The sequence below is a fragment of the Pseudomonas sp. R151218B TE3479 genome, from assembly GCF_053629195.1.
In genome coordinates, this window is sequence record NZ_JBRJHV010000001.1 from 5,287,968 (window position 1) to 5,313,030 (window position 25,063).

At 60.6% G+C, this 25,063-nt stretch carries 21 protein-coding genes and 1 pseudogene; 6 read left to right on the forward strand and 16 right to left on the reverse strand.

Annotated features, from left to right (window positions below; all coding sequences use genetic code 11):
• Positions 1-62 precede the first annotated feature (62 nt).
• The 5 genes from AB7M32_RS22740 to AB7M32_RS22760 form a co-directional block, all read right to left on the reverse strand.
• The gene (locus AB7M32_RS22740) at positions 63-1,901 is read right to left on the reverse strand and encodes an amidohydrolase (RefSeq protein WP_024617381.1); all 1,839 of its coding nucleotides are present in this window, start codon (positions 1,899-1,901) and stop codon (positions 63-65) included.
• A gap of 118 nt (positions 1,902-2,019) precedes the next feature.
• Positions 2,020-2,655, reverse strand: a complete 636-nt coding sequence (locus AB7M32_RS22745) for an antibiotic biosynthesis monooxygenase (protein WP_454251445.1) — start codon at positions 2,653-2,655, stop codon at positions 2,020-2,022.
• A complete protein-coding gene (locus AB7M32_RS22750) occupies positions 2,648-3,061 on the reverse strand; it encodes a DoxX family protein (RefSeq protein WP_072406841.1) in 414 nt (137 codons plus the stop codon). The genes AB7M32_RS22745 and AB7M32_RS22750 overlap by 8 nt, the downstream gene beginning before the upstream one ends.
• The gene (locus AB7M32_RS22755; protein WP_454251446.1) at positions 3,058-4,005 is read right to left on the reverse strand and encodes a LysR substrate-binding domain-containing protein; all 948 of its coding nucleotides are present in this window, start codon (positions 4,003-4,005) and stop codon (positions 3,058-3,060) included. Before AB7M32_RS22755 ends, AB7M32_RS22750 begins: the two co-directional genes overlap by 4 nt.
• 182 nt (positions 4,006-4,187) lie before the next feature.
• The gene (locus AB7M32_RS22760; protein ID WP_454251447.1) at positions 4,188-5,009 is read right to left on the reverse strand and encodes an alpha/beta fold hydrolase; all 822 of its coding nucleotides are present in this window, start codon (positions 5,007-5,009) and stop codon (positions 4,188-4,190) included.
• Between the two features lie 254 nt (positions 5,010-5,263).
• On the opposite strand from AB7M32_RS22760, the gene AB7M32_RS22765 reads away from it, so the two are divergent.
• Positions 5,264-8,068 (forward strand): ATP-binding protein, encoded by a 2,805-nt coding sequence (locus AB7M32_RS22765; protein ID WP_454251448.1) that lies wholly within the window; start codon positions 5,264-5,266, stop codon positions 8,066-8,068.
• Here the strand turns inward: AB7M32_RS22765 and AB7M32_RS22770 are convergent.
• Both AB7M32_RS22770 and AB7M32_RS22775 read right to left on the reverse strand, forming a co-directional pair.
• Positions 8,015-9,505, reverse strand: a complete 1,491-nt coding sequence (locus AB7M32_RS22770) for an ATP-binding protein (protein WP_454251449.1) — start codon at positions 9,503-9,505, stop codon at positions 8,015-8,017. The genes AB7M32_RS22765 and AB7M32_RS22770 overlap by 54 nt on opposite strands.
• 191 nt (positions 9,506-9,696) lie before the next feature.
• Positions 9,697-10,647 carry a GlxA family transcriptional regulator gene (locus AB7M32_RS22775; RefSeq protein WP_454251450.1) on the reverse strand — a complete coding sequence of 317 codons (951 nt, stop codon included), beginning with the start codon at positions 10,645-10,647 and terminating at the stop codon, positions 9,697-9,699.
• Positions 10,648-10,958: 311 nt separating this feature from the next.
• Here AB7M32_RS22775 and AB7M32_RS22780 point away from each other — a divergent pair, with 311 nt between their 5' ends.
• Positions 10,959-11,681 (forward strand): pirin family protein, encoded by a 723-nt coding sequence (locus tag AB7M32_RS22780; protein WP_454251451.1) that lies wholly within the window; start codon positions 10,959-10,961, stop codon positions 11,679-11,681.
• A gap of 191 nt (positions 11,682-11,872) precedes the next feature.
• Here the strand turns inward: AB7M32_RS22780 and AB7M32_RS22785 are convergent, their stop codons facing one another.
• A complete protein-coding gene (locus AB7M32_RS22785) occupies positions 11,873-12,748 on the reverse strand; it encodes a LysR family transcriptional regulator (RefSeq protein WP_454251452.1) in 876 nt (291 codons plus the stop codon).
• A gap of 110 nt (positions 12,749-12,858) precedes the next feature.
• Here AB7M32_RS22785 and AB7M32_RS22790 point away from each other — a divergent pair, with 110 nt between their 5' ends.
• Together AB7M32_RS22790 and AB7M32_RS22795 are read left to right on the forward strand one after the other, a co-directional pair.
• Positions 12,859-14,094, forward strand: a complete 1,236-nt coding sequence (locus tag AB7M32_RS22790; RefSeq protein ID WP_454251453.1) for a YbfB/YjiJ family MFS transporter — start codon at positions 12,859-12,861, stop codon at positions 14,092-14,094.
• A gap of 258 nt (positions 14,095-14,352) precedes the next feature.
• Positions 14,353-14,766 (forward strand): hypothetical protein, encoded by a 414-nt coding sequence (locus AB7M32_RS22795; protein ID WP_072406859.1) that lies wholly within the window; start codon positions 14,353-14,355, stop codon positions 14,764-14,766.
• 86 nt (positions 14,767-14,852) lie between these two features.
• Here AB7M32_RS22795 and AB7M32_RS22800 read toward each other — a convergent pair whose 3' ends face one another.
• Positions 14,853-15,896 (reverse strand): GlxA family transcriptional regulator, encoded by a 1,044-nt coding sequence (locus AB7M32_RS22800; RefSeq protein WP_072406861.1) that lies wholly within the window; start codon positions 15,894-15,896, stop codon positions 14,853-14,855.
• 373 nt (positions 15,897-16,269) lie between these two features.
• Here AB7M32_RS22800 and AB7M32_RS22805 point away from each other — a divergent pair.
• Both AB7M32_RS22805 and AB7M32_RS22810 read left to right on the forward strand, forming a co-directional pair.
• A pseudogene (locus tag AB7M32_RS22805) lies at positions 16,270-17,271 on the forward strand (HAMP domain-containing protein); the annotation flags it as partial.
• 93 nt (positions 17,272-17,364) lie between these two features.
• Positions 17,365-18,132, forward strand: a complete 768-nt coding sequence (locus AB7M32_RS22810; protein ID WP_371857799.1) for a methyl-accepting chemotaxis protein — start codon at positions 17,365-17,367, stop codon at positions 18,130-18,132.
• Positions 18,133-18,168: 36 nt separating this feature from the next.
• Here the strand turns inward: AB7M32_RS22810 and AB7M32_RS22815 are convergent, their stop codons facing one another.
• The 7 genes from AB7M32_RS22815 to AB7M32_RS22845 are packed head-to-tail and all read right to left on the reverse strand — an operon-like array spanning position 18,169 to position 24,622.
• A complete protein-coding gene (locus AB7M32_RS22815; protein WP_454251454.1) occupies positions 18,169-18,951 on the reverse strand; it encodes a phosphate/phosphite/phosphonate ABC transporter substrate-binding protein in 783 nt (260 codons plus the stop codon).
• A gap of 35 nt (positions 18,952-18,986) precedes the next feature.
• Positions 18,987-20,315, reverse strand: a complete 1,329-nt coding sequence (locus AB7M32_RS22820) for an LLM class flavin-dependent oxidoreductase (RefSeq protein ID WP_454251455.1) — start codon at positions 20,313-20,315, stop codon at positions 18,987-18,989.
• A gap of 36 nt (positions 20,316-20,351) precedes the next feature.
• On the reverse strand, positions 20,352-21,257 hold the full coding sequence (locus AB7M32_RS22825; RefSeq protein WP_454251456.1) for an ABC transporter substrate-binding protein: 906 nt from the start codon (positions 21,255-21,257) through the stop codon (positions 20,352-20,354).
• 49 nt (positions 21,258-21,306) lie between these two features.
• Positions 21,307-21,990, reverse strand: coding sequence for an ABC transporter permease (locus AB7M32_RS22830; RefSeq protein ID WP_454251457.1), 684 nt, complete (start codon positions 21,988-21,990; stop codon positions 21,307-21,309).
• A complete protein-coding gene (locus tag AB7M32_RS22835) occupies positions 21,990-22,619 on the reverse strand; it encodes an ABC transporter permease (RefSeq protein ID WP_454251458.1) in 630 nt (209 codons plus the stop codon). The genes AB7M32_RS22830 and AB7M32_RS22835 overlap by 1 nt, the downstream gene beginning before the upstream one ends.
• A complete protein-coding gene (locus AB7M32_RS22840; RefSeq protein ID WP_454251459.1) occupies positions 22,616-23,647 on the reverse strand; it encodes an ABC transporter ATP-binding protein in 1,032 nt (343 codons plus the stop codon). Before AB7M32_RS22840 ends, AB7M32_RS22835 begins: the two co-directional genes overlap by 4 nt.
• A 30-nt stretch (positions 23,648-23,677) precedes the next feature.
• Positions 23,678-24,622 (reverse strand): fatty acid desaturase, encoded by a 945-nt coding sequence (locus tag AB7M32_RS22845; RefSeq protein WP_454251460.1) that lies wholly within the window; start codon positions 24,620-24,622, stop codon positions 23,678-23,680.
• Positions 24,623-25,063 lie beyond the last annotated feature (441 nt).

Here is a 25,063-nt window from a genome sequence, read left to right on the forward strand (position 1 = left end):
GTGCTGAATGTTCAACCGCTATCGCGAGCAAGCTCGCTCCCACAGAGGGGGTTGTGTGTTAGTTAAAAGGCAAAGCAGGAACAGCCAAACGCGCCCCAGAAGCCTTGGAAATCGCTGACCGGAACGTTCGACAGGCGCGCCCGTTCATGGCTGTGGGCATGCACCGTGCACGGGCCGCTGCACTGGTGGACCTGAGCCTGCAACGGTGAAGTCGGGCGCCAATGGCCCGGGACCTTGACCACCGGCGACCAGTCGGGCAACACCGGGACGCTGGCCGGGCCGAGTTTTTCGAAGTCACCGGCGGCGTACACCACCTTGCCGTCCACAACGGTCAGCACCGACTCAATCCACTTGATGGCTTCTTCCTCGACGCTGAAGAAGTCCGCGCTCAAGGCCGCCAGGTCCGCCAGTTGGCCGACCTTGATCTGACCCTTCTTGCCCTGCTCCGACGAGAACCAGGCGCTGCCATGGGTAAACAGTTCCAACGCGGTCAGGCGCGGCAGGCCCTCCTCGTGCAACGAAAGACCACCGACCGTGCGGCCGCTGACCATCCAGTACAACGAGGTCCAGGGGTTGTAGCTGGAGACGCGGGTGGCATCGGTGCCGGCGCCCACGGGTACACCTTCGGCCAACATACGCTTGATCGGCGGCGTGGCTTCGGCGGCCTTGGCACCGTAGCGGTCGACGAAGTATTCGCCCTGGAACGCCATGCGGTCCTGGATCGCAATGCCGCCGCCCAGCGCCCGCACACGTTCGATGTTCTTCGGCGTGATGGTCTCGGCGTGGTCGAAGAACCACGGCAGGCCGTTGAACGGAATATCGCGGTTGACCTTCTCGAACACGTCGAGCATGCGGCTGATGGATTCGTCATAAGTGGCGTGCAAGCGGAATGGCCAGCGCTGCTCCACCAGGTGCCGGACCACCGGCTCCAGGTCCTGCTCCATGCCCGGCGGCAGATCCGGGCGCGGTTCGAGGAAGTCCTCGAAGTCCGCCGCCGAAAACACCAGCATTTCACCGGCGCCGTTGTGCCGCAGGAAGTCGTCGCCCTGGTGCAACTTGACGCTGCCGGTCCAGTTCTTGAAGTCGCTGAGTTCTTCCTTGGGCTTTTGGGTGAACAGGTTGTAGGCGATGCGCACCGTCAACTGCTGTTCCCGGGCCAATTGCTCGATCACCGCGTAATCGTCTGGATAATTCTGGAAGCCGCCGCCGGCATCGATGGCGCTGGTCAGGCCCAGGCGATTGAGTTCCCGCATGAACTGGCGGGTGGAGTTGACCTGGTATTCCAGCGGCAGCTTCGGCCCTTTCGCCAGTGTCGAGTAAAGGATCATCGCGTTGGGCCGCGCCACCAGCATGCCGGTGGGCTCGCCCTTGCTGTCACGCACGATCTCGCCACCCGGCGGGTTCGGCGTGTCACGGGTGTAGCCGGCGACCCGCAGCGCGGCGCGGTTGAGCAAGGCGCGGTCATACAGATGCAACACGAATACCGGCGTATCGGGGGCCGCCTGGTTGAGCTCTTCCAGGGTCGGCATGCGCTTTTCGGCGAACTGGAATTCGTTCCAGCCGCCGACCACACGCACCCATTGTGGCGTTGGCGTGCGGTCGGCCTGGTCCTTGAGCATGCGCAAGGCATCGGCCAGGGACGGCACACCTTCCCAGCGCAGTTCCAGGTTGTAGTTCAGACCGCCACGGATCAGGTGCAGGTGCGAGTCGTTGAGGCCGGGGATAACGGTACGGCCCTTGAGGTCGATGACCTGGGTGCCGCTGCCCCGCAGGGCCATGGCCTCGGCATCGGTGCCCACCGCGACGAAGCGGCCCTGGCTGATGGCGACTGCGCTGGCCCGAGGTTTCTCGCGGTCGACGGTATGGAATTGACCGTTGAATAGAATCAGATCGGCGTTCATCGGATTTCCTTCTGGATGAGTAGAGGCAAGGGACAGACGAGGCCAAAAAGCCGCCGCCGCGCTGAGCAGGGACCCGGCGGCCAACAGTTGGCGGCGCAGCGGGTCGGTCGGATCGTCCTTATTGGCCATGGCCGGGCTCCAAGTGCTCATGGGTCTTGGGTTGCAGCCAAGGCGCGAACAGGCGTGTCGCCAAAGGCATGCACACGTAGACCACCGAGAGCACGATGGTCAGGGTGATCAGGAACGTGGCCACCACGTAGTTGGAAAGGAAGGCATCGAGTTGCAGCACCGGCCCCCAGATCAGCGGCACCAGCAGCGTGTGGGGCAGGATCACCAGCAGCGTCACTACGGCCTGTTTCCAGCGCGGCGGCGGCGTGGCGGCGTCGGCCAGCGGGGCGAACCAGAATTCCTTGTGCGACCCGACTTCGGTCTGGTCGCCGTCGGCCAGCAGCGGCGCGGCCTCTTCCACCAGTTCGCGGCGCTCGGGCGAATCCAGCCAGCGTTGCATGGCCTCGGTGGAGCAGAACCGCAGCACACAGGTGAACAGCGATAAACCGCCCTGCTTGCCCCGCACCACATCCACCCCCAGATGCCCCGGCCACTGGCCAGCCACGCTGACGATGCGCCGCAACCAGGCTTCATAGGCACCGTCCTGGCCGGCCTTGATCCGGTGCTTGACCACCAGGGTCACGATTTCGTCGAAGCCAGGCCGGGATGGGCTCGCGGTGGATTCAACAGCTTGAGATTCAGGCATGGCGCAGCACTCCATCAAAGCGCGCGTTCAGCGCCAGGCGCCCAGGCCCGGCAATGAACACGCTGGTAAATACAATCAGCAGCAACCAACCGAACTGCCCCTCTTCCAGGCTCCACTGCGGATGCACCACCAGCAGCGCCACCGCCAGCAGAAACAGGATCGGCAAGCACGCCAGGCGCACCAGCACGCCGGCCATGATCAGCAGCGGACACAGCACCTCGGCGAAAATCGCCAGGATCAGGGTGGGTGCCGCGCCGAGGTGAAACGGGTCTTCGATCCGGGTCAGCTCGACGCTGTAGTGCAACAGCTTCGGCAGCCCATGGACCCACAGCAGGAACAACCCGCCGCTCAGGCGCAGGAACAACAAACCCAGGTCCTGCCACGGGCGTTCATCGGTCATGTTCATCGGTGGGCTCCGTCCGGGGCCGCCGAGGCAGCGGCCGGCAATGGTTGGGACATGTGGCTGGCAATGCGCGAGCGCAGCCAGCGCTCGGCCGGGTCGTTGTCATGCACGCCGCTCCAGACCATCGACAGTTCAGCCGCATTGATCGCGAACGGCGGGTCCTCGGCACGCAGTGCGCAGCCTTCCACCAGCGCACAGGCGGCATAGTCGGGCACGGTGGCGATCAGCTCGGTGCCGGCCAGCAAGGCTCGCAGCCCGCTGAATTGCGGCACCGCCAGCACCACTTTGCGGGTCCGGCCGATGCGGGCCAGGTCCAGGTCGATGTTGCCGCTCAAGTCGCCCGAAAACGAAACCATGGCGTGGGGCCGCGAGCAGTACTCGTCCAGGGTCAACGGCCCCGGGCGCTTGTCGCCACGCAAGACCTTGCAAGGAATGTCCCGCAGCTTCTTGCGTTTGGCATTGGCCGGCAGATCGGTGGTGTAGCTCACGCCGACGCTGATTTCACCGCTGGCCAGCAGCGACGACATCAGCAGGAAATTGGCCCGGCGCACCACCACGATGATCCCCGGCGCCTCTTCGCGCAGTTGGCTCAGCAATGGCGGAAACAGGCCGAACTCGGCATCGTCGGACAGCCCGATGCGAAACACATCGCAACTGGTGGACGGGTCGAACGCCTTGGCCCGGCTGACCGCGCCGGAGATGGTGTCCATGGCCGGTTGCAGCTCTCGCAGGATCGCCAGGGCTCGCGGGGTCGGTTCCATGCCACGACCGTGACGGATCAGCAACGGGTCATCGAACAGATCCCGCAGCCGCCCCAGCGCCGCGCTCACCGCCGGCTGGCCCATGAACAGCTTCTCGGCGACGCGGGTCAGGTTTTTCTCGAACATCAGCGCCTCGAAGATCACCAGCAGGTTCATGTCGAGACGGCGTAAATCGTTGCGGTTCATGGGTTTTTGGGTCCTGTTGAATGCCAAGGGTTGGTGGAGTCCCTGTGGGAGCGGGCTTGCTCGCGAAGCGCACCGACATTCAACATCTTCGTCGACTGACACTCCGCTTTCGCGAGCAATCCCGCTCCCACATGAGATCTGTGCTTGCCTCATAGCATCAGGGCAAGTCCGGCACCTCCCCTTCAGCCCCGGATGAACGCCAGCAGGTCCGCGTTCAGCCGGTCCTTGTGGGTATCGGTCAGGCCATGGGGCGCGCCCGGGTACACCAGCAACTGCGAATTCTTCAGCAATTTGGCGGCGGCGATGCCGGCGGTCTCGATGGGCACCATCTGGTCGTCATCGCCGTGGACCACCAGGGTCGGCACGTCGATGTTGCGCAGGTCTTCGGAAAGATCGGTCTCCGAGAACGCCTTGATGCAGTCGTAGGTGTTCTTGTGACCGGCGAGCATGCCCTGCATCCAGAACCAGTCGATCATGCCTTGGGAGACTTTGGCGCCCGGACGGTTGGCGCCGAAAAACGCGCTGGCCACATCTTTGTATAGCTGAGAACGGTCGGCCAGGGAGGCCTGGCGGAAACCGTCGAAGACTTCGATGGGCAGGCCGCCAGGGTTGGCCGCGGTCCTGACCATCAGCGGCGTCACCGCCGAGATCAGGCCGAGCTTGGCGACCCGGGCGGCGCCATGGCGACCGATGTAGCGCGCCACTTCGCCACCGCCGGTGGAGAAGCCGAGCAGCACTGCATCTTTCAAGTCCAAGCGTTCGATCAGCTCGGCCAGGTCATCGGCGTAGGTGTCCATGTCGTTGCCATCCCAGGGCTGGCTGGAGCGCCCATGTCCACGGCGGTCATGGGCGATCACCCGATAGCCGTTGGATGCCAGGAACATCATCTGTCCCTCCCAACTGTCCGAGTTCAACGGCCAGCCGTGGCTGAGGACCACCGGTTGACCACTGCCCCAATCCTTGTAGTAGATCTCGGTGCCGTCGCGGGTGATGAAGGTGCTCATGACATGATTCCTTGAGGTGGGTGGATCGCTTTATGGTCTGGTCAGAGGGGGCATGGGCGTGAGTTAAACGTTGTTAATTTTTTCGGGACTGAAGTGTTAAAAACCTGCTTTTGTGGCGAGGGAGCTTGCTCCCTCGCCACAGGTCCGGCGACTGGAAGGCTCGGAGCAGAGCCTGCGCCGTTGCGCTTGAAGCCAAACCTGAGGAATATGCTCGGGTAAAGCCCAGGCATCGGGCCCAGAACATTGAGAGCACCATGAGCCAATACCTCAGCCTGCCCGTCGAACAGACGGTGCATTTCGGCCCTTACCGGGTCCATCCGCGCCAGCGCCTGGTGCTGGAAGGCGAGCAACCGTTGCGCCTGGGACGGCGGGCCGTGGAGATTCTGCTGGTGTTGCTCGAACACGCAGGCGAGGTGGTGAGCAAGCAGCAACTGATCGCTCGGGTCTGGCCCAGGAGCGTGGTGGAAGACACCAACCTGCGCGTACACGTCGCGGCACTGCGCAAGGCCCTCGGAGACGGCCAGGCCGGGCAGCGCTACATCGTCACCGTGGCGCAGCGCGGCTACAGCTTTGTCGCGCCGGTGTCATTCGGATCCCTCGACCCATTGGCGCGCATCCCTCATCCGTCCTTGGCGCGCAACCTGCCGCTGCAGCGCACGCGCCTGATCGGACGCCAGGCCCTGGTGGAAAACCTGGTGACCCAGTTGCCACGAAAGCGTTTCATTACCCTGGTCGGCACCGGCGGCATCGGCAAGACCACCGTCGCCCTGCGGGTCGCTGAACGGCTGATCGGCCACTACCGTGACGGCACCCATCTGCTGGACCTCGCATCGCTCAACGACGCGGCCATGATCGTCCCCAACCTGTGCGCGTTGCTCGACCTGCCGCTGCAGGACGGTGATCCGCTGGACACCGTTGCCCGACCGCTCAAAGAGCGGCATCTGCTGCTGGTGATCGACAACTGCGAGCACCTGATCGACGCCATCGCTCAACTCAGCGAAACCTTGCTGCGCGGCGCCCCCCACCTGCACATCCTGGCCACCAGCCGCGAAGGCCTGCGCGCCGAAGGCGAATACGTGCAGCGCCTGGATGCCCTGGCATTCCCGCCCCGGGAAATGCCCATCGAGGGTTATCCCGCCCTGGAGTACCCGGCGCTGCAACTGTTCGCCGAGCGTGCGATGGCCAGCCGTGACGACTTCGAACTGACCGACCGCGAGGTGCCGTTGGTGGTCGACATCTGCCAGCGGCTGGACGGGATTCCCCTGGCCATCGAGCTGGCCGCCGGACAAATCGGCCGTTTCAGCCTCGAAGCACTGCACCGGCAACTGCAAGACAGCGTCGCCCTGCTCCACAACGACACCGACGCCGCCCCGCGCCAGCAGACTCTGCGCGCCACGCTGGACTGGAGCTTCGCGCTGCTCACGGCCTGCGAGCAGACCTGCCTGCGGCGGCTGGCGGTGTTCATGGGCAGCTTCAACCTGGCCTCGGCCGCGGCGGTGATCGTCGGCCAGCATGTCGCACCCGACCAGGTGCTGGTGTCGGTCAGCCAGTTGGTCGCCAAATCGTTGCTCAACGTCGAGGTCGGCGATGAAGAGGTGCGCTATCGCCTGCTGGACACCACCCGCCGTTATGCCTTGGAAAAACTGGCCGAAGCCGGGGAGTTGGCGACCAGCCAGGAACGCCACGCCGAACGCTGCCTGGCGCTCATGGGGCAAGCGGAAAACGATTGGGAGAACACCCCCACCCGACTGTGGATCGCCCGCTACGCCGACTATCGCGACGACATCCGCGCGGCGCTCGACCGCGGCTTGGGCCCGCAGGGTTCACACGCCGTGGCGATCCGCCTGACTGCCCGCACCCTGCCCCTCTGGCAGGAGCTGTCGCTGCTCAAGGAGCACGGCCTCTACGTCAACAAGGCGCTGCAATTGTTGCGGGCCAGCCCAACACCATGCCCACGCTTGACCCTGGCCCTGGAGCTGGCCCACGCCAGTTTCAACTACCACACCGAGGGCGGCACGCCGGCGACGGTCCGTGCCTTCGCCACCGCCCGGCAACTGGCCCGGCAATGCCAGGACCTGGCCAGCGAACTGCGGGCCGTGTCCGGGCAAATGACCGTGGACCTCAGCTGCGGCAACTACCAACAGGCCCTGGCTCACAGCCTGGATTTCGACCGGCTCGGTTTGCAGGGCGACCCGACCCTGTCCTTGAGCACTCAACGCCTGCGAGTGCTGGCGCTGCATTTCACCGGCGACCAGGGCGCGGCGCGGCGTGAGGCCGAACAGGTGATCCAGCGCCTGGCCCAGAGCGGCCACCTCAGCCGCTTCAGCCACGGCTTCGGCGTGCAATACGACCAGAGCGTGGCCGCGCTGACGATTCTGGCGCGCATCCTCTGGCTGCAAGGTTTTGCCGAGAAAGCCCGGCGTACCGCCAACCTGGCGCTGCAGATCGCCTTGCAGATCAATCACGGCATTTCGATCTGCTACACCTTGGCGCTGGCCGGTTGCGTGATCGCTCACTACACCGGCGATCATCCGACTGTTCGGGAAAGGCTCGACCTGTTGAAGCAGCAGGCCAAGAAACATTCGGTGATGCTGTTCCATGAGTGGGCCTGTCATTACGACAGCGTATTCAACGACCAGCCCCTGGAGACGAGCCCGACAAACGGGCTGATCCAAGACATCGCCGTTACCCTGCGCCCTGACGTTGTCAGCCCGGCGCAACTGGAACGGGCCCGCAGTGGCGCCGCGGGCTGGTGTTCGGCGGAGCTCCTGCGGGCCGGCGCCGAAACCTGGCTGGCCCGGAACGAGCCCTCCTTGGAGGGCCCCGCCGAAACGCAACTGCTGGCCGCCCTGGCCGTCGCCCGTCGTCATCATGCCCTGGCCTGGGAACTGCGCAGCGCCACGTCCCTGGCCCGCTTGTGGCAACGCCGCGGGCAAGTCCGCGCCGCGCAGGAACTGCTCGGGCCGGTCTACCGACGCTTCAGCGAGGGGTTCAACACCCCCGACCTATTGGAGGCCGGCGCGCTGCTCCAAGGACTGACTCGCCGGTTGGGGCCTTGAATGGCGCGCCCCCCAAGCGCCTTGCAGCACATAACGCCGATGAAACACGGGCCACTGACCACTGCGCCGCAATTTGTCCAGGGCATAGGCGCGCGTGGTGTGCAGCAGTCGGAAACGCCCTCCGTCGGCCAGCGGCTCGACCATCAGCAATGACACGCTCGCCAGCCGCAATAGCAACGAGGGCAATTGCCCGACACTCAGCTCAGCGCAACTGATCACTGCCAGCGCCGCCCTGAGCGTAAACGGCCCCTCGAACACCGCCAGGCGCTGGAACACGGTTTGTTCCTCAGCACTCAAACGCTCGACACTCGAATCCAGCACGGCCTCCAGGCTTCGATGCCGGGCCACCGCCGTACGCCGCCCGTGGCTCAAGAGTGACAAACCGTAATCCAATTGTTCGAGGACCCCGGCCAGCCCCAAGGCGTCGACCTGGGCCGCCGCCAGTTCCAACGCCAGCGGCAAGCCGTCCAGGCGCTGGCAGATCTGGGCCAGGATCAACCAGTCGCGACCAACGGGCTGGAAACCCTGTTGCCGGGCGCCCACCCGCTCGATCAGCAACTGCACCGCCGGGCACGCCACGATCTGGTGCTCGGGTTCCAGGGGCGATGCAACGGCCAGGCCGGGCAGCGGCACGATTTTTTCGCCCGGCAGGGCCAGGGGCTCGCGACTGCTGCACAACAGCGACACCCCGGGCGCTGCCGTAGCCAATGTCTGGGCCAACTCCCGACAGGCATCGAGCACGTGTTCGCAACCGTCGAGCACCAGCAACATGCGGCAGGACTCAAGGCGCCGGCCCAAAGAACCGGGCGCCAGGCCCAGCGTGCCGGCCACCCGCGTCATCACCTGTGAAGAATCGCTGACGTCCGCCAGGTCAACGAACCAGGCCCCGTCGTCAAAGTGCTCAAGCAGCAGCTCCGCCACCCGCAACACCACGGTGGTCTTGCCGACCCCACCCGGGCCGCTCACGGTGGTCAAGGCTTGACGGGGCACTTGCGCCAGCAGCCGTCCCAGGACTCTGTCGCGGCCGACCACCGGGCTCAAGCGCGTGGGTAGGTTGTGTCGCTCGGCCCTGGGACTCAAAGGCGACTCAACGCCTTCTTGCATCACCAGGGGCATCGCCAGGCAATAGCCTTGTCGCGGGTGGTTGAGGATATAGCGAGCGCCATCCCGCCCGTCGCCGAAGGCCCGGCGCAGCGCCGCGATGTGCACCCGCAGGTTGATGGCTTCCACGACGCTGTCAGGCCAGACGTGGGCGATGAGGGTTTGCTTGCTGACGTAGTAGCCGGCGTGCTCCACCAGCACCTGCAGAACATCCAGGGCCCGGCCACCCAGCGTGAGGGGCTGGCCGTCACGGGTGACCAGTCGTTGCTGCCGGTAGAAGGCGAACGGACCGAAGCCCACCGCCGGCTCGCTATCGGGTTTGACGAAACTGTTCATGGGGCGATCCAGCGCTGGATAACCGGTGCGGGCGTCAGCATGCGGATCACCGAACACGTCTGCCCTGGGCTCCTGCGCATCCTTTCCAAAGGGTTCGCCGTAATCTTGGCAGGCGCAGGCGTCAGGACAATGCTGGCACTGGGAGCGCCACGGACATCACGGTGCCCTGGACGGACACGGACACCGACGCCTCAACTGAACTGCTGACGATATTGCACCGGGGTCAGGCCGAGCTTTTCACCGAACAAAAAGCGCATGTGCCGCACGCTGCCGAAGCCGCTGCGAAACGCCACGGTCTTGAGCGGCAGATCAGTGGTTTCCAGCAGCTGACGCGCCCGGTCGATGCGCGCGCCCTGCAGGAACTCCATGGGCGTCATCTTCACTTCCCGGGCAAAGACCCGGGCGAAATGCCGCGCGCTCATGGAGGCCAGGGCGGCCATGCGCTCAATGGTGAAGGGTTCTTCCAGGTGCTCTATCACATGATTCTGCACCCGGGTAATGGCCGATTCCTGCGTCGACACCGCCGCCACCGAGGGGCTGAACTGTGCCTGGCCACCCTGGCGCTTCATCACCACCAGCAACACCTTGGCCACGTCCAACGCGACTTTGCGGCCGTGATCCTGGGCCACGATGGACAGGGCCAGGTCGATCCCGGCGGTGACACCGCCCGAGGTGATCAGGCGGCGGTCCTGCAGGAAGATCTTGTCGGTTTCCACCAGGGCCTTGGGGAAACGTTGTATCAGGCGTTCGGTGTAATGCCAGTGGGTGGTGACGCGATAACCGTCGAGCAAGCCCGCCTCACCGAGCACGAAGGCACCGGTGCAGATGGAGCCGTAGCGCGTAGCCCGTTGCGCCGCGGCCCGCAGCCAGGTGTGCAGCCCCGGATGCCGGTCGTTGTAGGCCCCCGGCCCACCCGGCACCAGCAACACGTCATAGGCTGCCCATGCCTGGTCGATATGGATATCGGCCTGCACCATCACACCGTTGGACGCTCGCAACGGCCCGCGCTCGGTCCCCAAGGTCAACAGTTGATAACGCAGGTCCCCTTCAAGGTAACGATTGGCGATGGAAAACACTTCGAGAGGCCCGGCCATGTCGAGCAGCAAAAAATCCGGGAACAGCACCATTGCAACGGTTTTCATCAAGAAAGACGCCAAAGAAATCCAGAAATCATAAATGCCCCCTGTGGGAGCGAGCTTGCTCGCGATAGCGTCGGATCAGTTGGAATTGAGGTAACTGACACACCGCTATCGCGAGCAAGCTCGCTCCCGCAGGGTTTATCGTCAGCATTATGTCGAAGCGAAGCATCCGCCGGTAGGCATTCTCGATTGTCCACTAAAAACGGACAGTCTTTCGTTTTCTACCTGCTTATTGAACATCAGGATAACCATTAACCTTCTTCTGAACCCGGCGAACGGCCCAGCCGCCGCCCATAGATATCAGGAGAATCCTCATGCTGACCCTTCGCAAAGCTTCGGACCGCGGTGTTGCCCGCCACGGCTGGCTGACCTCGTTCCACACCTTCTCGTTCGCCAGCTACCGCAACCTCAACGAACAGGGTTTTTCCGACCTGCTGGTCATCAACGACGACCGGGTCGCCGCGGCCAAGGGTTTCGGCCAGCATCCCCACCGGGACATGGAGATCTTTTCCTACGTGCTTGAAGGGGCGCTGGAACACAAGGACACCCTGGGCACGGGCTCGGTCATTCGCCCCGGTGACGTGCAGTTGATGAGCGCCGGCAGCGGCGTGGCCCACAGCGAGTTCAACCACAGTGCGGACGAGCCGGTGCACTTCCTGCAGATCTGGATCGTGCCCAACGTCAGTGGCGCCACGCCACGCTATCAACAGGAGCATTTCAGCAGCGAGCAGAAACGCGGTCGCCTGCAATTGATCATCTCCCCGGACGGCGCCGACGGCTCGCTCCAGGTGCGCCAGGATGCACGGGTCTATGCCGGGCTGTTCGATGGCGAACAAAGCGCCACCCTGACCCTGGCTCCGGATCGCTATGCCTACGTGCATGTGGCCCGAGGCGCTGTCGAGCTCAACGGCGTGCAGTTACAGGAAGGTGATGGTGTGCGGGTGCGCGAGGAGCAGGTCCTGACCTTGAGTCACGGCCAGGATGCCGAGGTGCTCGTGTTCGATCTGCGGCCGCAGGAACTGCCACAGATGCCATGAAACACCCTTTAGGCCCTGTTGGAGAAATTGTCACAGAGGCTATGAAGCACCCATTGTGGGAGCGAGCTTGCTCGCGATGGCGGAGTATCAGCCACATGAGTATCGGCTGACCTGACGCCATCGCGAGCAAGCTCGCTCCCACAGGGTCCACAGGGTGTTTCGTAATGGAGCCTCCACATTCCCCCAACGCTTCACTCATTCTCCTGTGCAAACACCTCGACAATCTCATCGATCACTGCCCGCACCCGTGCGGTGTGGCGCAGGTCCGCGTGGGTGACCAGCCAGACCTCGTAAGGCAGCGCACGTGTGCGCTCCGGCCAGATCCTCAGCAACCCGTCACGCGCTCCCATGTACAGCGGAATTTCCCCGACACCGAGGCCCGCGGCAATCGACCGGCGCACCAACAGGCTCGAACTCAGGCTGGCCACGATCCGTCCGCGATTGATCGGCTCCGAGACCAAGGTGAAATCCTTGCTGCCCTGCCAGTACGGCTGATAAACCACCAAGTCATGTCCATCGAACTCGCTGCCGGGCGACGGTACGCCCCGGGCATCGACATAGGCTGGGGACGCAAACAATCCTACCGGCCAACGGGCGATTCGCCGAGCGATCAGGTCAGGGTTGTCGGGCCGGGTGTTGCGCACGGCGATGTCCGCTTCGCGCTTGACCAGGCTGAGGATCTGCGTGGATGCATCCAATTGCACGCGCACATCAGGATGGCGCCCATGCAGGCTGGCAATGGCCGGAATCAAGAAGTCGATGGCCAATGAGTCGGTGGTGGCGACCCGGACATTGCCGATCAGGCGATCATCCAGGCCCTGTATCCGGCGCTCCAGTTCCAGCGCCGAATGCTCCATTTTCTCCACCGCCTTGAGCGCCGCCTCGCCGACGGCTGTCAGTGCGTAACCGTCTGAGGTACGCAGGAACAACGCGGCATCCAAGGACTTCTCCAACGCTGTAACGCGCCGCCCCACAGTCGCCTGATCCACCCCCAATACCCGCGCGGCGCCGCGCAAGGTCGACGTTCGGCAGACGGCCAGAAACACCCGCGCATCATCCCAATTCATTCGCCCTCCCCGCTGCACATATGCATCATCCTGAAGCTAAATCGCTGCACAAACGCAGCAACGATAGCCGATATGCTGGTCGCTATAAACCCTTCCACAGGATCGCTGTCATGCCCCCCTCATCCGCTGCGCTCGAATCACCTCCCACGAGCATCTGGCTGCCCATTTTCGCCGGCCTCTGCGCCAGCCTCGTCAGCATCGGCCTGGCGCGTTTCGCCTATACGCCACTGCTCCCGGCATTGATCGAGGCCCGTTGGTTTTCTGCCAACGACGTGGTCTACCTGGGAGCGGCGAACCTGGTCGGTTACCTGATCGGCGCCCTGCTCGGCCGTCCCATGGCCCACCGACTGACCAACCGGAACGCGTTGCGGCTGATGATGCTCGTCGTGACCGGCGCATTTTTCGCCTGTGCCTTCCCGGTGTCGGTGACCTGGTATTTCGCCTGGCGGTTGCTGTCGGGGATCGCCGGCGGCGCGATCATGGTACTGGTGGCGGCGACTGTATTGCCCCATGTACCGGCGGCACGCAAAGGCTTGGCCAGTGGCGCGATTTTCCTTGGCATCGGCCTTGGCATCGCCGCTTCAGGAACGATTGTGCCGCCGCTGTTGAGCCTGGGCCTGCCGGCCACCTGGCTGGGGCTTGGCGCCCTGTCGCTGGCATTGACCGGTTTGAGCTGGTTTGGCTGGCCCCGGGACACGGTGCAGATTACAGCCAGCGCTGCGCCCGACGAGCCCATGCCCCCTGCGGTTTTCCAGCTGTTCGGCCAGTATGCGTTCATGGCCGCAGGGCTCGTGCCTGCGATGGTCTTTTTGGTCGACTACGTGGCGCGCGGCCTCGGTGCCGGGGCACATGCCGGGGCAATGGTCTGGGTAATGTATGGCCTCGGGGCGATTATCGGGCCGGTGAGCTATGGCTTTCTTGCCGATCACCTCGGCGCGCGCAAGAGCATCCGACTGGTCCTGGCCGTGCAAGCAATTGCTCTCGGCTTGCTGACGGTTTCACACACCTTCATGGCACTGGCGCCGCTAGCCGTGATCATCGGTTCGTTTCCACCGGGCATCGTGCCCTTGGCCCTGGCCCGAGTGCATGAACTGGTTCCTGACCATCATCGCCAACAACTGGCCTGGAGCCGGGCCACTGTTTCGTTCGCCACCTTCCAGGCGCTGGCCGGGTTTGCTTACTCGGCCCTGTTCAATGCCAGTGGCGGACGCCACGGATTGCTTTTTCTGATCTCCGCCGGGGCGATTCTTCTTGCATTGATACTCGATTTCCCTTTCGGTGCACAAAAAAGCTCGAAAAATCCTGAAATCGTGATTACCGACGCAGCTCAGACGAAAAACTTCTAAAAAAAGTCAGGCGATTGGCCGAATTCAGGCTTTGATCTAATGGAGCTGCAGTGCATTTCGGGCAGGGCCTATCACCCGGCTGAAATGCACTCGGCTGTTGCCACGAGCTGGAGGGATCTATAAAGTTCCCGAAAGGATTTCGTTTCTGACCGGCGGTCATCGAGGTCGCCCGATGAAAATCGATACAATGCATGAATCCCGGCAAGCTGATCTCAATTTGCCACTAATCTACTGACTTGCTTATTCACGGAAGAAAGCATGAAAACCGTCATGTCCCTCGCCTTAATCTCGATTGCGTGTAGTGCGGTCGCGGAAGTTCAGAACATCAAATACCTTTACGATGATTCGGATGCCGTGTACTCCATCGTGTCGTTTATCGACAGCGGCTCAGCCATCCAGGCCACCGTGCAGAGATCGGGTGCTTACTTCACCAACTACACAAAACTCGAACTCGACTGCGCCAGCCGCAATGTACGGCACATGGGGATGTACAACAGCCTCGCAGTGCTGGAAAAAGCCCAGTTCGACCAGATGCAAGGGCGAATCATCGACGGTTCGATAGCCGACGAGGTAGGCAAGGTGCTGTGCAAGGAGACGACTTTGACCGCATCACAAGCCGCTCCGCAAACCGAAGACCTGCCCACCGAAACACAAACCGACGATAACAGCTGATTTGTGTCCGTGACGCGGGAGCTTGCTCCCGCTGAACTGCGTAGCCCTCCCCTCCCAAAAACTCACTTTCCAATCCGTCAGCGCCTTCAGCGCAAGGCTTGCTTGCGCTCCGATTTCGAACGGTAACTGCCAGGCGGCACACCAAAGAAATCCCGAAAACGACGCTGGAAGTGTGGGGAACTGACGAAGCCTGTCGCCACGGCGATTTCGGTCACGGACCGATTGGTTTGCTGGATGAGTTGACGAGCACGCGTCAGGCGCAGCTCCAGGTAATAGCGCGTTGGGGTCGCACCGAGAAAACTGCAGAACCGTCGCTCCAACTGACGCTTGGAAATCTTCACGCACGCCGCCAGCTCATCGATGGTCAAGGGCTCCTCTACGTTCTGCCACATCAGCTCCAACGCCAACTTGAGGCTTTCCGGCAGCGTCGGGTCGGTCTCGACGAAAACCGGCGGCAAGTCCGTCGCGTCGTCACCTGACTCATCACAACGCAGAATTTCCTCGATGGCCCCCACCAGCGCCGCTCCGCCCGTCTGGCGAATCAATTGGAGCATCATGCGCAACGAACTGTTGGCGCCCGCGCAACTGACCCGCTCCCGGTCCACCACATAGGCCCGGCTGGACACCTTCACATGGGGAAACACCTCCACCATCATGGCTCGGCTTTCCGGGTGGACAGCGCATTCGAAACCATCCAACAAATTGGCATCGGCAACGAAGAAGACACCGTTCCACAACCCACCCAGGATCGCCCCGGACGTCGCATTGGCGCGCAGCTTGCGGCGCAGCAAGGGATGGCCTTGCAACTTCACGCGAAAGCCCCCGGCGACAATCAGCACGTCCTGGTTTTCCGGCATCTGCGCCAGTTCGATGTCCGTCGAGATGACAATGCCCAGGTCGCTCGTCACCTGCCCACCTGAAACCCCCACCGTCAGCACCTCGTAGAGGGGCATGTCGCTCATCAGGTTGGCGGTCACCAGCGCGTCCACCGCACCGGTGAAGGACATCATCGAGAAGTTGTCCATCAATACAAACGCGACACGGATCGGCGCCTGGCTGGCGGGCGCCGCTCCGAGCGGTCGATAAGCCATGTTCTTGTTTTTGAGTACGCTCTCGAATGCGCTTGGCATAGGGCCTCGTTAATACATTAAAGACGATGAGGATTTGCTGCACGTGGGTGCCTGAGCCGCAGGGCGAAGGCGCAGAGCAAACCACGCTATCTTCCAGACTAGTCAAGCCGGCTGCAATCGCGCCTACGCCCTCTACCGATCGTCCCGCGCCAAAATGGCAAGCCTCAAGTGCCTACGACTTTGGTCGATACACTGGCAGTAGGCATGGGCGCTTTTCCCTTCCAGAGACTCGCAACGCCAACCACTGCTGTTTCCGCCGTTCCAACACTTAAAATATTCCGCGGGAGAAGTCATGAATATCAAACAGAAGCTGACATGGGCGTTCGCGGCCATCGCCTGCCTCCCGGTTATCCTGGTAGCGGTGCTTGTCGTAATGAACCTGCGCGACGCCGCAAAGGCCAACTTCCTGGACAGCAGCGGCCGTGAAATCCGCCAGATCGACAACGGCATGAAGCAGTTCTTCGATGGCATCAGCCAGAACGTCGAATTCTTCGCCAAGGATCCACGGATCGTCGCAGCCAAGGATCTGAAAAACTACTCCGGTGCCGACGCCGCACAAATTCCTCTCCCCGAGATCAACAAACAGCTTTTGGAGATCTTCGACAGATTCGCCAAGAGCCACCCGACCACCGCCTATCTTTCCCTGGGCCTGGCCGACGGCGGCTATGCCAGTTGGCCTGACGATCCCAAGATATCCAACTACGACCCGCGGGTGCGCCCATGGTACAAGGCCGCCATCGCCGCGCCGGGTACCACCGTGCGTACGGATGCCTATTATTGGGCGCCGGATGATGTCTCATTGATCGGCATCGTACATACGGTTTCAGACGCCGCCGGCAAACTGGTGGGGGTGGTTGGCCTTGACGTATCGCTCAAGCAGCTCACCGAACTGGTCAAGAACATCAAGCTGGGCGACAGCGGCTACCTGATGCTGGTGGAAGCCAACGGCAACGTCCTGGTGGACGCCGCCGATGCCAAGCACAACTTCAAGCCGCTGGCCGATCTTGGCCCCCACTATGCCGAGCTGGCCAAAAGCAGCGATGGCGTGACCCAGATCGATATCGACGGCGTGCCCTACATGGCCAACGTGGTCAGCTCCAAAGGGTTGGGCTGGCGCTTCATCGGCCTGATCAAGCGCGATGAAGTGATGGCCGAGGCCTCGAGCCTGACTTGGCTGATCGCCGCCATCGCCGCCGCGCTGGCCGTGGTCTTCGCCGTGGTGGGCGCCAGCTTCGCCAGCGTGATCGTGCGGCCGATTCGCGGCGTCGCCAACGGTCTGCAGGAAATCGCCGAAGGTGAAGGCGACCTCACTCGCAAACTCATCGTGCAAGGCAAGGACGAAACGGCCACCCTGGCGGGCTGGTTCAACCAGTTCCTGGGCATGATCGCGCAACTGATGCAACGCATCGGCAGCGCCTCTTCCGACCTGCAAACCGCCGCGGCCGATACCAGCCACGTGGCCCAGAACATGAACGATGCTGCCGGGCGCCAGCGCCAGGCCGTGGAATTGGTGAGCACCGCGTTCAACGAAATGGTTGCCACCGCCAACGAAGTGGCCCGTTCTTGCAGCCAGGCCGCCTCCAGTGCGGACGAAGGCTACCGCGATGTGCACGACGGCCAGCATCACATCGGCGAAGCCACCGGCAGCGTGCTGAAACTGAGCGAAGACCTGCAGAAATCGACCCAGACCATGCAGGCGTTGGAGCAGGACAGCAAGAACATCAACACTATCCTCGACACCATTCGCTCGATTGCCGAACAGACCAACCTGTTGGCCCTCAACGCCGCGATCGAAGCCGCACGGGCCGGCGATCAAGGTCGTGGGTTCGCCGTGGTGGCCGACGAGGTACGGGCCCTGGCACGGCGCACCGCCGACTCCACCGGCGAGATCGACAGCCTGTTGGGCAACCTCGCACGGCGCACCCAGGAAGTCACCCAGCAGATGCAAAGCAGCCTGCAGGTGTCGCACACCAGCGTCGAGCGCATTCAACAGGCCCGTGACAGCTTCGACAAGATCCGCAATTCGGTGGACTCGATTCGCGACCAGAACACCCAGATCGCCACGGCGGCGGAGGAGCAGCACCAAGTGGCCGAAGACATCAACCGGCACATCGCGCAGATTCATGCCGATGCCCAGTTGGTCGAGGAGTTCGCTCACTCGGCACAGACCGGCTCAGGGCGCTTGACGGATATTTCCGGGCAGCTCAAGGGCTTGGTTGGGCGCTTCAGGTTCTAGCCTGTTTGAGGTGGCGAGCCAGGGACGGCTCGCCGCTCAGGATGATACAAACGAAAAGCCTCGATTGGCCGCACTGCGGTCGTACTCCAGAAGACACTCATAGTCAGCCTCACTGGCCGGCAGGACTTCCCTGATCGCCAGGTCACGGGAAATCTCAGGAAGCTGGCCCAAGGCTTCGTTCATTGCGCTCCTGATAAAGTCTGCTTGCGTCGCCGTTCGACGAATCGACGTTATGTAAGGCAGGCAGGGACTGCGCACACTTCGCACCAGGATTCTAAGACCGTCGATCTCGGCACTGTTATCTCTCGCCAGATAGTCGTAGGTGACGCTGTCGATGGAAGCCAAATCGCCCTCGCCCTTTTTCAGTCTTCGCATGCTCTCCCTGTGGGATCCGGTGAAGGTGAGTTTCGAGAAAAAACCACCGTCGCTGATCCCCGCCAACGTGTGGCGCAATAAATTCATTCCAGAGTTGGAATCCCGGGCGTTAATCAGTCCATGGCTGCCCTGCAAGCCCGCCAGATCAGTCACGGGCGAATCAGCTCTACACAGCAGCAAACTGCAATGGTCACCCCCCGAGCTATGAGCAAGCTCATAGCTCGGACGCCCTATCAGCCTCACCTTTCCCCGCAGTGACGTGACGAAGGGATAGCCGCAGGTCTGGGATAACAACAGATCAGGGGAAAGCCAATGGGACATGGGATCAACGATCTGCTGTTGCTCACGGCGCTCCCCCAGAATCTCCAGGATGCGCTGGAGCCAGGCGTCCTGTGCCTGTAAAACCCTGGCGGGAGCGAGGTACATGGATAGATCGCTGATCATATGAAATCCATTCAGAGGATGGTGATTGACGCTGATCACAGCAGGAAGCGGTTGGCAGGCGTCTTCAAACCCAAGCGATCCCTCAGGGTCCCGGGTTCATAGTCCTTGCGGAAAACCCCTCTGGCTTGCAGCAAAGGCACCACGCCACGGGTGAATGTTTCGAAGTCAGTGGGCAAAAACGGAAACATGAGGTTGTAGCCATCGACGGCATTCGACTCGTATAACGCTGAAAGCTTATCGGCAATATGCTCCGCCGTTCCGATCAGCAGCCAGGTACTGGAGCTCTTGACCAGCCGGCGCCCTATTTCACGGATGGACAAGGTCGTGTCGTACTTCTTGAGCAGGGCCAGCTCGGTTCGAATGCCATCGAACTCAGACTCATCCGGCAACGCGGGTAGTGGGCTGTCGGGCGACAGGCCTGTCAGATCAAGACGGGTGTAGCTGGAGACCAGATCAATCGCCACGGCATCGATAATGAGGCTGTCCTCCAGTTGCCGACGTCGCGCCTCCTCGGTCTCATTCTCCAGAACCACCGGAAGCACACCGGTAATGATTTTCAGATCACTGGAATGCCGGCCCTTCAACTCGAGCCGGCGATTCAAATCGGCCCTGTACGCCAGCCCCTCTTCGACCGTATTGATAAAACAGAAATGCACGTCCGCATGGGCGGCGGCCAGATCCTTGCCCGCTTCAGAAGACCCCGCCTGGGCAAGGACCGGATGTCCTTGCGGTGGACGCGGCACGTTAAGCGGCCCACGCACGTTGAAATGTGCGCCTTTGTGATGGATCGGGTGAATTTTAGACGGGTCGGCAAAATCGCCGCTGTCCTTGTCAAACTCAAGAGCCCCCTCCTCCCAGGAGTCCCAAAGCTGCTTGGCGACATGGATGAACTCCTCGGCCCGCCGATAACGATCGCCGTGTTTGGTCACGCCTGACAATCCGAAATTCGAAGCCTCCTCTTCCAACCAGGACGTCACGATATTCCAGCTGGCTCGCCCTGCGCTGAGGTAGTCCAGCGAAGCGAAATATCGCGCAATATTGAAGGGCTCGTTATAAGACGTTGAAGCGGTGCCCATCAGCCCGATGTGTTCGGTGACAGCCGCCAATGCGGACAAGAGCGTAATCGGTTCAAGGCGGGCGTTGGCATAGTGCCTCAACCCACTGGCGACGGAGTCCCAGACAGCGACGTGATCCGCGACAAAAACCGCATCGAACTTCGCCGCTTCGGCCGCCTGCACCAGTTTCACGTAGTAGCCCAGCGTCAATATTTCCTTGGTCGGCGACAGCGGGTGGCGCCAGGAAAAACGATGATCCCCTTGGGGATTAAAAAAGAACAAATTCAAAATCATACTTTTATTGGACATAACGCCTCCGCGACCTTACCCACATCGCATTCATGTTCAGTTGGCCGCCTTGACGGTATTTTCAGCGACCCACTGCGCCGCGACTTTTGCGGGATCCTTGTGATCGATATCAACCAGGCGATTGAGTTGCTTGAGGTCATCATCGGTCAGTTTTGCAGAGACCTCGTTGAGCACCTTGGTGACTTCTGGGGTTAGCAACGCCTTGCGTCCCAGTGGCGTAATGTTCTGCAGGGGCTGCTGGTGCTTGTCGTCCTCGAGCACAACCCAAGGTTCTTTTGCCAGGATGCCTTGCGTGGAGACCACCGTGGCGACGTCGATAGCGCCTGAATTCAACGCCAGCCGCGACAAGGGCCCGCCCATGTCCAGCGATTTGACGCTCTTGAAGTTGATGCCGTAGACCGCCTTCAACCCGGGCAGGCCCAATGCAGCAGTGGTGACTTCGGGAGGCCCGCCCAGCGTGAGTTCACCGGAGACGGGCGCCAGGTCGGACAAGCTGTGCAGGTTGTACTTTTCTGCGGTTTTCCTGGTGACAGCCCAAGCGGTAATAGAGCCCGCGGCCGAAGGTTCAAGCAACTGGAGGCCTGCCGGCAACTTCTGTTGCAAGGCGCTGACAATCTCCGTCTGGGTGGTCAGGGCGCTCTTGTCGTCATAGAAACTCAACAGTGATCCTATGTACTCGGGTACAACGTCGATATCCCCGTTTTCCAGCGCCTTGGCGATGATCTGGCGGTTCCCGAGATTGAGTCGGGTCTTGACGTCAATCCCTTCATTTTTCAAAGCTGAGGCATAGATGTTGGCGAGAATCGTCTGCTCGGAAAAATTGGCCCCGCCTATGGTGATGGACTGGGCACTGGCAAATGCGCTGCCCACCAGCAAGCCTAACCCAAGCAACAGTGAAACCGAGTGCGCTGAACGAGTCTTCGAACGTTGTTTGTTTTTCATTTGGATTTGCACCTCTGCAGAATTAATACGCACTTTCAAATGCCCCTGATCATGGAGCGCTCAGTTCAACATCCCCCGCTCGCCATTTTCGAACCATGAATGTTTCGATCATTGAACAAACCCACTCGCTGACTATCGCAAGTGCCGACACCACCAATGCGCCGCCAATGATTTGAGGGGTATCATTTCGACCCAGCCCGTCAATGAGAAACCTGCCCAGTCCGCCGAACCCTGCATAGGCGGCGATGGTGGCCGTAGCAATAAGTTGCACCAGGGCTGATCGGAATCCAGAAAAGATCAGCGGAAAAGCCAACGGTAATTCCAGCTGAATAAACATCTGCCATCTGCGCATCCCCATCGACTTGGCGGCATGCTTCAGAGACGAATCCACCTGATCGATGCCAACATAGGTATTGGTCAATATCGGCGGGATGCTCATGGTGACCAAGGCGATAATCACCGTGCTGGTTTCATAGCCAATGACCATGATTGCAAGTATCACAATACCCAGGGAAGGCAATGCTCGCCCAATATTGAACAGCCCGATCGCCACTTGCGCGCCTTTGCGGTAGTTAGCCATGAGTACGCCGAGCGGCAACGCTATCGCACAAGCAATAGCCAGGCTCAAAGACACATAATAAATATGCTCCGCCAGTCGACTGAGTATCCCGTCTTCGCCCAACCAGTTTTCAGGAAGAGAAAACCAGAGGTAGACATCTGCGATGCTATTCATTAGCGCACCCAAGGGACCAGCCATTTATTGATTGAATAAAAGAGAAAATCAAAACATAACGCCAACATCACCGTCAGGACCAAACTGACCGCCACAGGCGTAGTGAAACTTTGAGCCAACCCGGTAATGAACAGCTGCCCCAATCCGCCTTGACCAATTAACGCAGTAACCGTCACCAGCCCGACCAATGTCACAGCGGTCGTTCGCAGCCCTGCCAATAACGAAGGCAGCGCCAGGGGAAGTTCAACCCCCAGGAATCTCTGGGTGCGCGTGTACCCTAGCGCACGGGCTTCTTCCAGCACGTCAGGAGGGTTACTCGCAAGGCCCGCCAAAGTGTTCTGTAACACAATCAGCAAGGCATACAGGCTCAAACCAATCACTGCCGTCGTCTTGGACAAACCGGTAAAGGGCATTATCAAAATGAACAGTGCCAGGGACGGAATGGTAAAAAGTATTCCGCTGACATAAATCATGGGCTGCGCCAACCCTGGCTTCCATAACGTCAAGAGCACCATTGCGCCCGCTAACAGCATTCCTATAAACAGGCCCAAGGTCACCAGCTGAATATGATCAAATAACAGCTGGCCGATCTGCTGCCAGTTTTCAACGATCCAGGACCAGTCAATCATTGCGCACTTCCAAAGCGGCGCTCATTGAGTGCGCTGTGAAAGCTGGCAATCGACAGGCAACCTTCGTAACCACCCGACTCGTCCACTCGAACAACCACACCGAGCGGAGCCGTTAGAATTTTAACCAGAGCGTGATGCAACGAATCATTATTCGACACCGTGGTAAGCTCAGGAACAGGCACGTCCGATTCACTGACCCACTTCAGCGGATTGGACTTATCGTCCAGCAGAAGTTTGAATTCGCAATTGACTTCATCCGCAGGAAGATCAGAAACCTTCATCAGCGACAGTCTTTTTAACAACGGATCCTTGCCGATGAAGTTCTTTACAAACTCGCTGGCAGGATGAGCAAGGATATTGTGAGGTGTATCGAACTGAGCAAGCTTTCCTTCGCCCTCGAAGATGGCGATCCGGTCACCAATCTTGATGGCCTCTTCCATGTCATGGGTCACCAGGATAATGGTTTTATGCAAACGCCTCTGCAGCGCAACCAGTTCGTCCTGCAGTCGCTCGCGGATCACCGGATCAAGCGCGGCAAAGGGTTCGTCCATCAATACAACCGGTGGGTCCGAGGCCAATGCCCTCGCCAAGGCAACACGACTTTGCTGTCCGCCCGACAGTTGATTAGGGTACCTGTCCAGAAATTCCGGCTGAAGTCCGACCAGGGAAATGAGCTCGCTCACGCGCTGGCGGATCTGATGCTTGTTCCAACCCAGGAGCCGCGGAACAGCGCCAATATTCTCTGCAACGGTTTGATGAGGAAATAAGGCTGAGCTTTGCATCATGAAACCGATGCCACGGCGAAGCGTCACGACGTCAAGTTCATCGGTCGCCACCCCATTGACACTGATGCGGCCACTGTCCTGGGTGTCCAGTCTATTGATCATTCGCAAAATGGTCGTTTTGCCACAGCCACTTGGCCCGACAAATACGCAGATCTCCCCCTCCCGGACATGAAGCGTTAAATCGCTCACGGCCATTCGCGGGCTGCCTTTATGAGTTTTCTTGATGGCTTCAAAACGTATCATTTTCCGACGCCCAGATTGGCTTGAGTATTTTTAGTGCCTGGCAGGATGGCGAGGACAATCCACGGGATTGACCAGATGTCTCTGCAATAACTGGAAGTAGCCACGGATGACATAGCCATTGTTTCGCGCGATCCATTGTTCACGCCTGGCTCTATACACCCGGGGCAAATAAAACCAGGGCAAACCGGGAAGATCGTGATGAACCAAGTGAAGATTGAGGTTCAGAAAGAGCCAACTCAAAAGCCCTGAGGATTCATTGATCACCGTGCGGTGTTCTGGCAGCGTTGACGGTCGATGCTCGTAAAACGACCTGACCATTGAAATGGACAATGCTGGAAGTGCCACAAGCAAGAGGTACTGGAGTGCGCTGATGGCGCTGTATTGTTCAACCAATCCCAGCAACACCCCCACGCTCAAGAGATGAATGAGCCACATCCGCCAACTGCTTCGCTCTGAATGCAACAACCCTCCGAACGCGGTACTTGCAAGGGTCATCAATGCCAACGGCGCACCGATGATCAGGCGCCCGCCCAAGGTCTTGTTCACCCACAACAAGGCCTTCATATAACGGGGTGATTGCACCCAGGACATGCGGGTGACGTAGCGACTTTCTGGATCTTGTCCAGGCACCGTCAGCACTTCATCGTTGTGATGGGCCAGATGCGTGTCCCGGTAAATGTCGTAGGGATACCACACGGCAAACGGCAGAAACCCCAGTGCTTTGTTCATCGTGGGCCATCGGGTGGGATGACCGTGGATCAACTCATGCTGAATCGACATCCAGAGCACGACCAGCGGGATCAGCAGGACAATGCTGATGAGTTGGCCAAGTGCCTGCCCATGAAAAACAATAAAAGCCCAGGCCAGATAAAAGCCGACCAGTAAAAGCCAGGTAGGCCATTCAGTCTGGCTGGTCAAGGTCCTGCTGAGCTTAACGATTTCGGCTCGATGAGCTTCATCCAAATAATTTGGCATGGTTGTAAGTCGCGATAGGCTGCACTGAACAGACGCCCACTCACTCTTCAAGCTATCCCCGGGACCGGGTATTACTGGAGATGACTGACTGACGTTACGGTATGGAAGTGCCGACAGCGGTGCGTCACATGGCGTAGAGCAGAAATGCCAAGCCTTCGCTGATCGCACTGCAGGCTTCGCTGTTGGCCTGACAGGGGAGAGGTTTGCCAGTCACGAATGGAACGGCAATGGCGACACAAGAACTAATGCGCAGAGTGCCGGACTGAGAAATCACTGCATGGGCCCCGTCATGCGACAGAGCCTCAAGGCTGATTTGGAAAATTCGGGCGCCGGACATAGTCGTACCATAGAGTAGGGTTGAACATATCCGGCGGTCCGGTAGCGTCAACTTAACATGCCAACTAATTCGATCAAGGAATATATTCTATTATGCTTATTCCC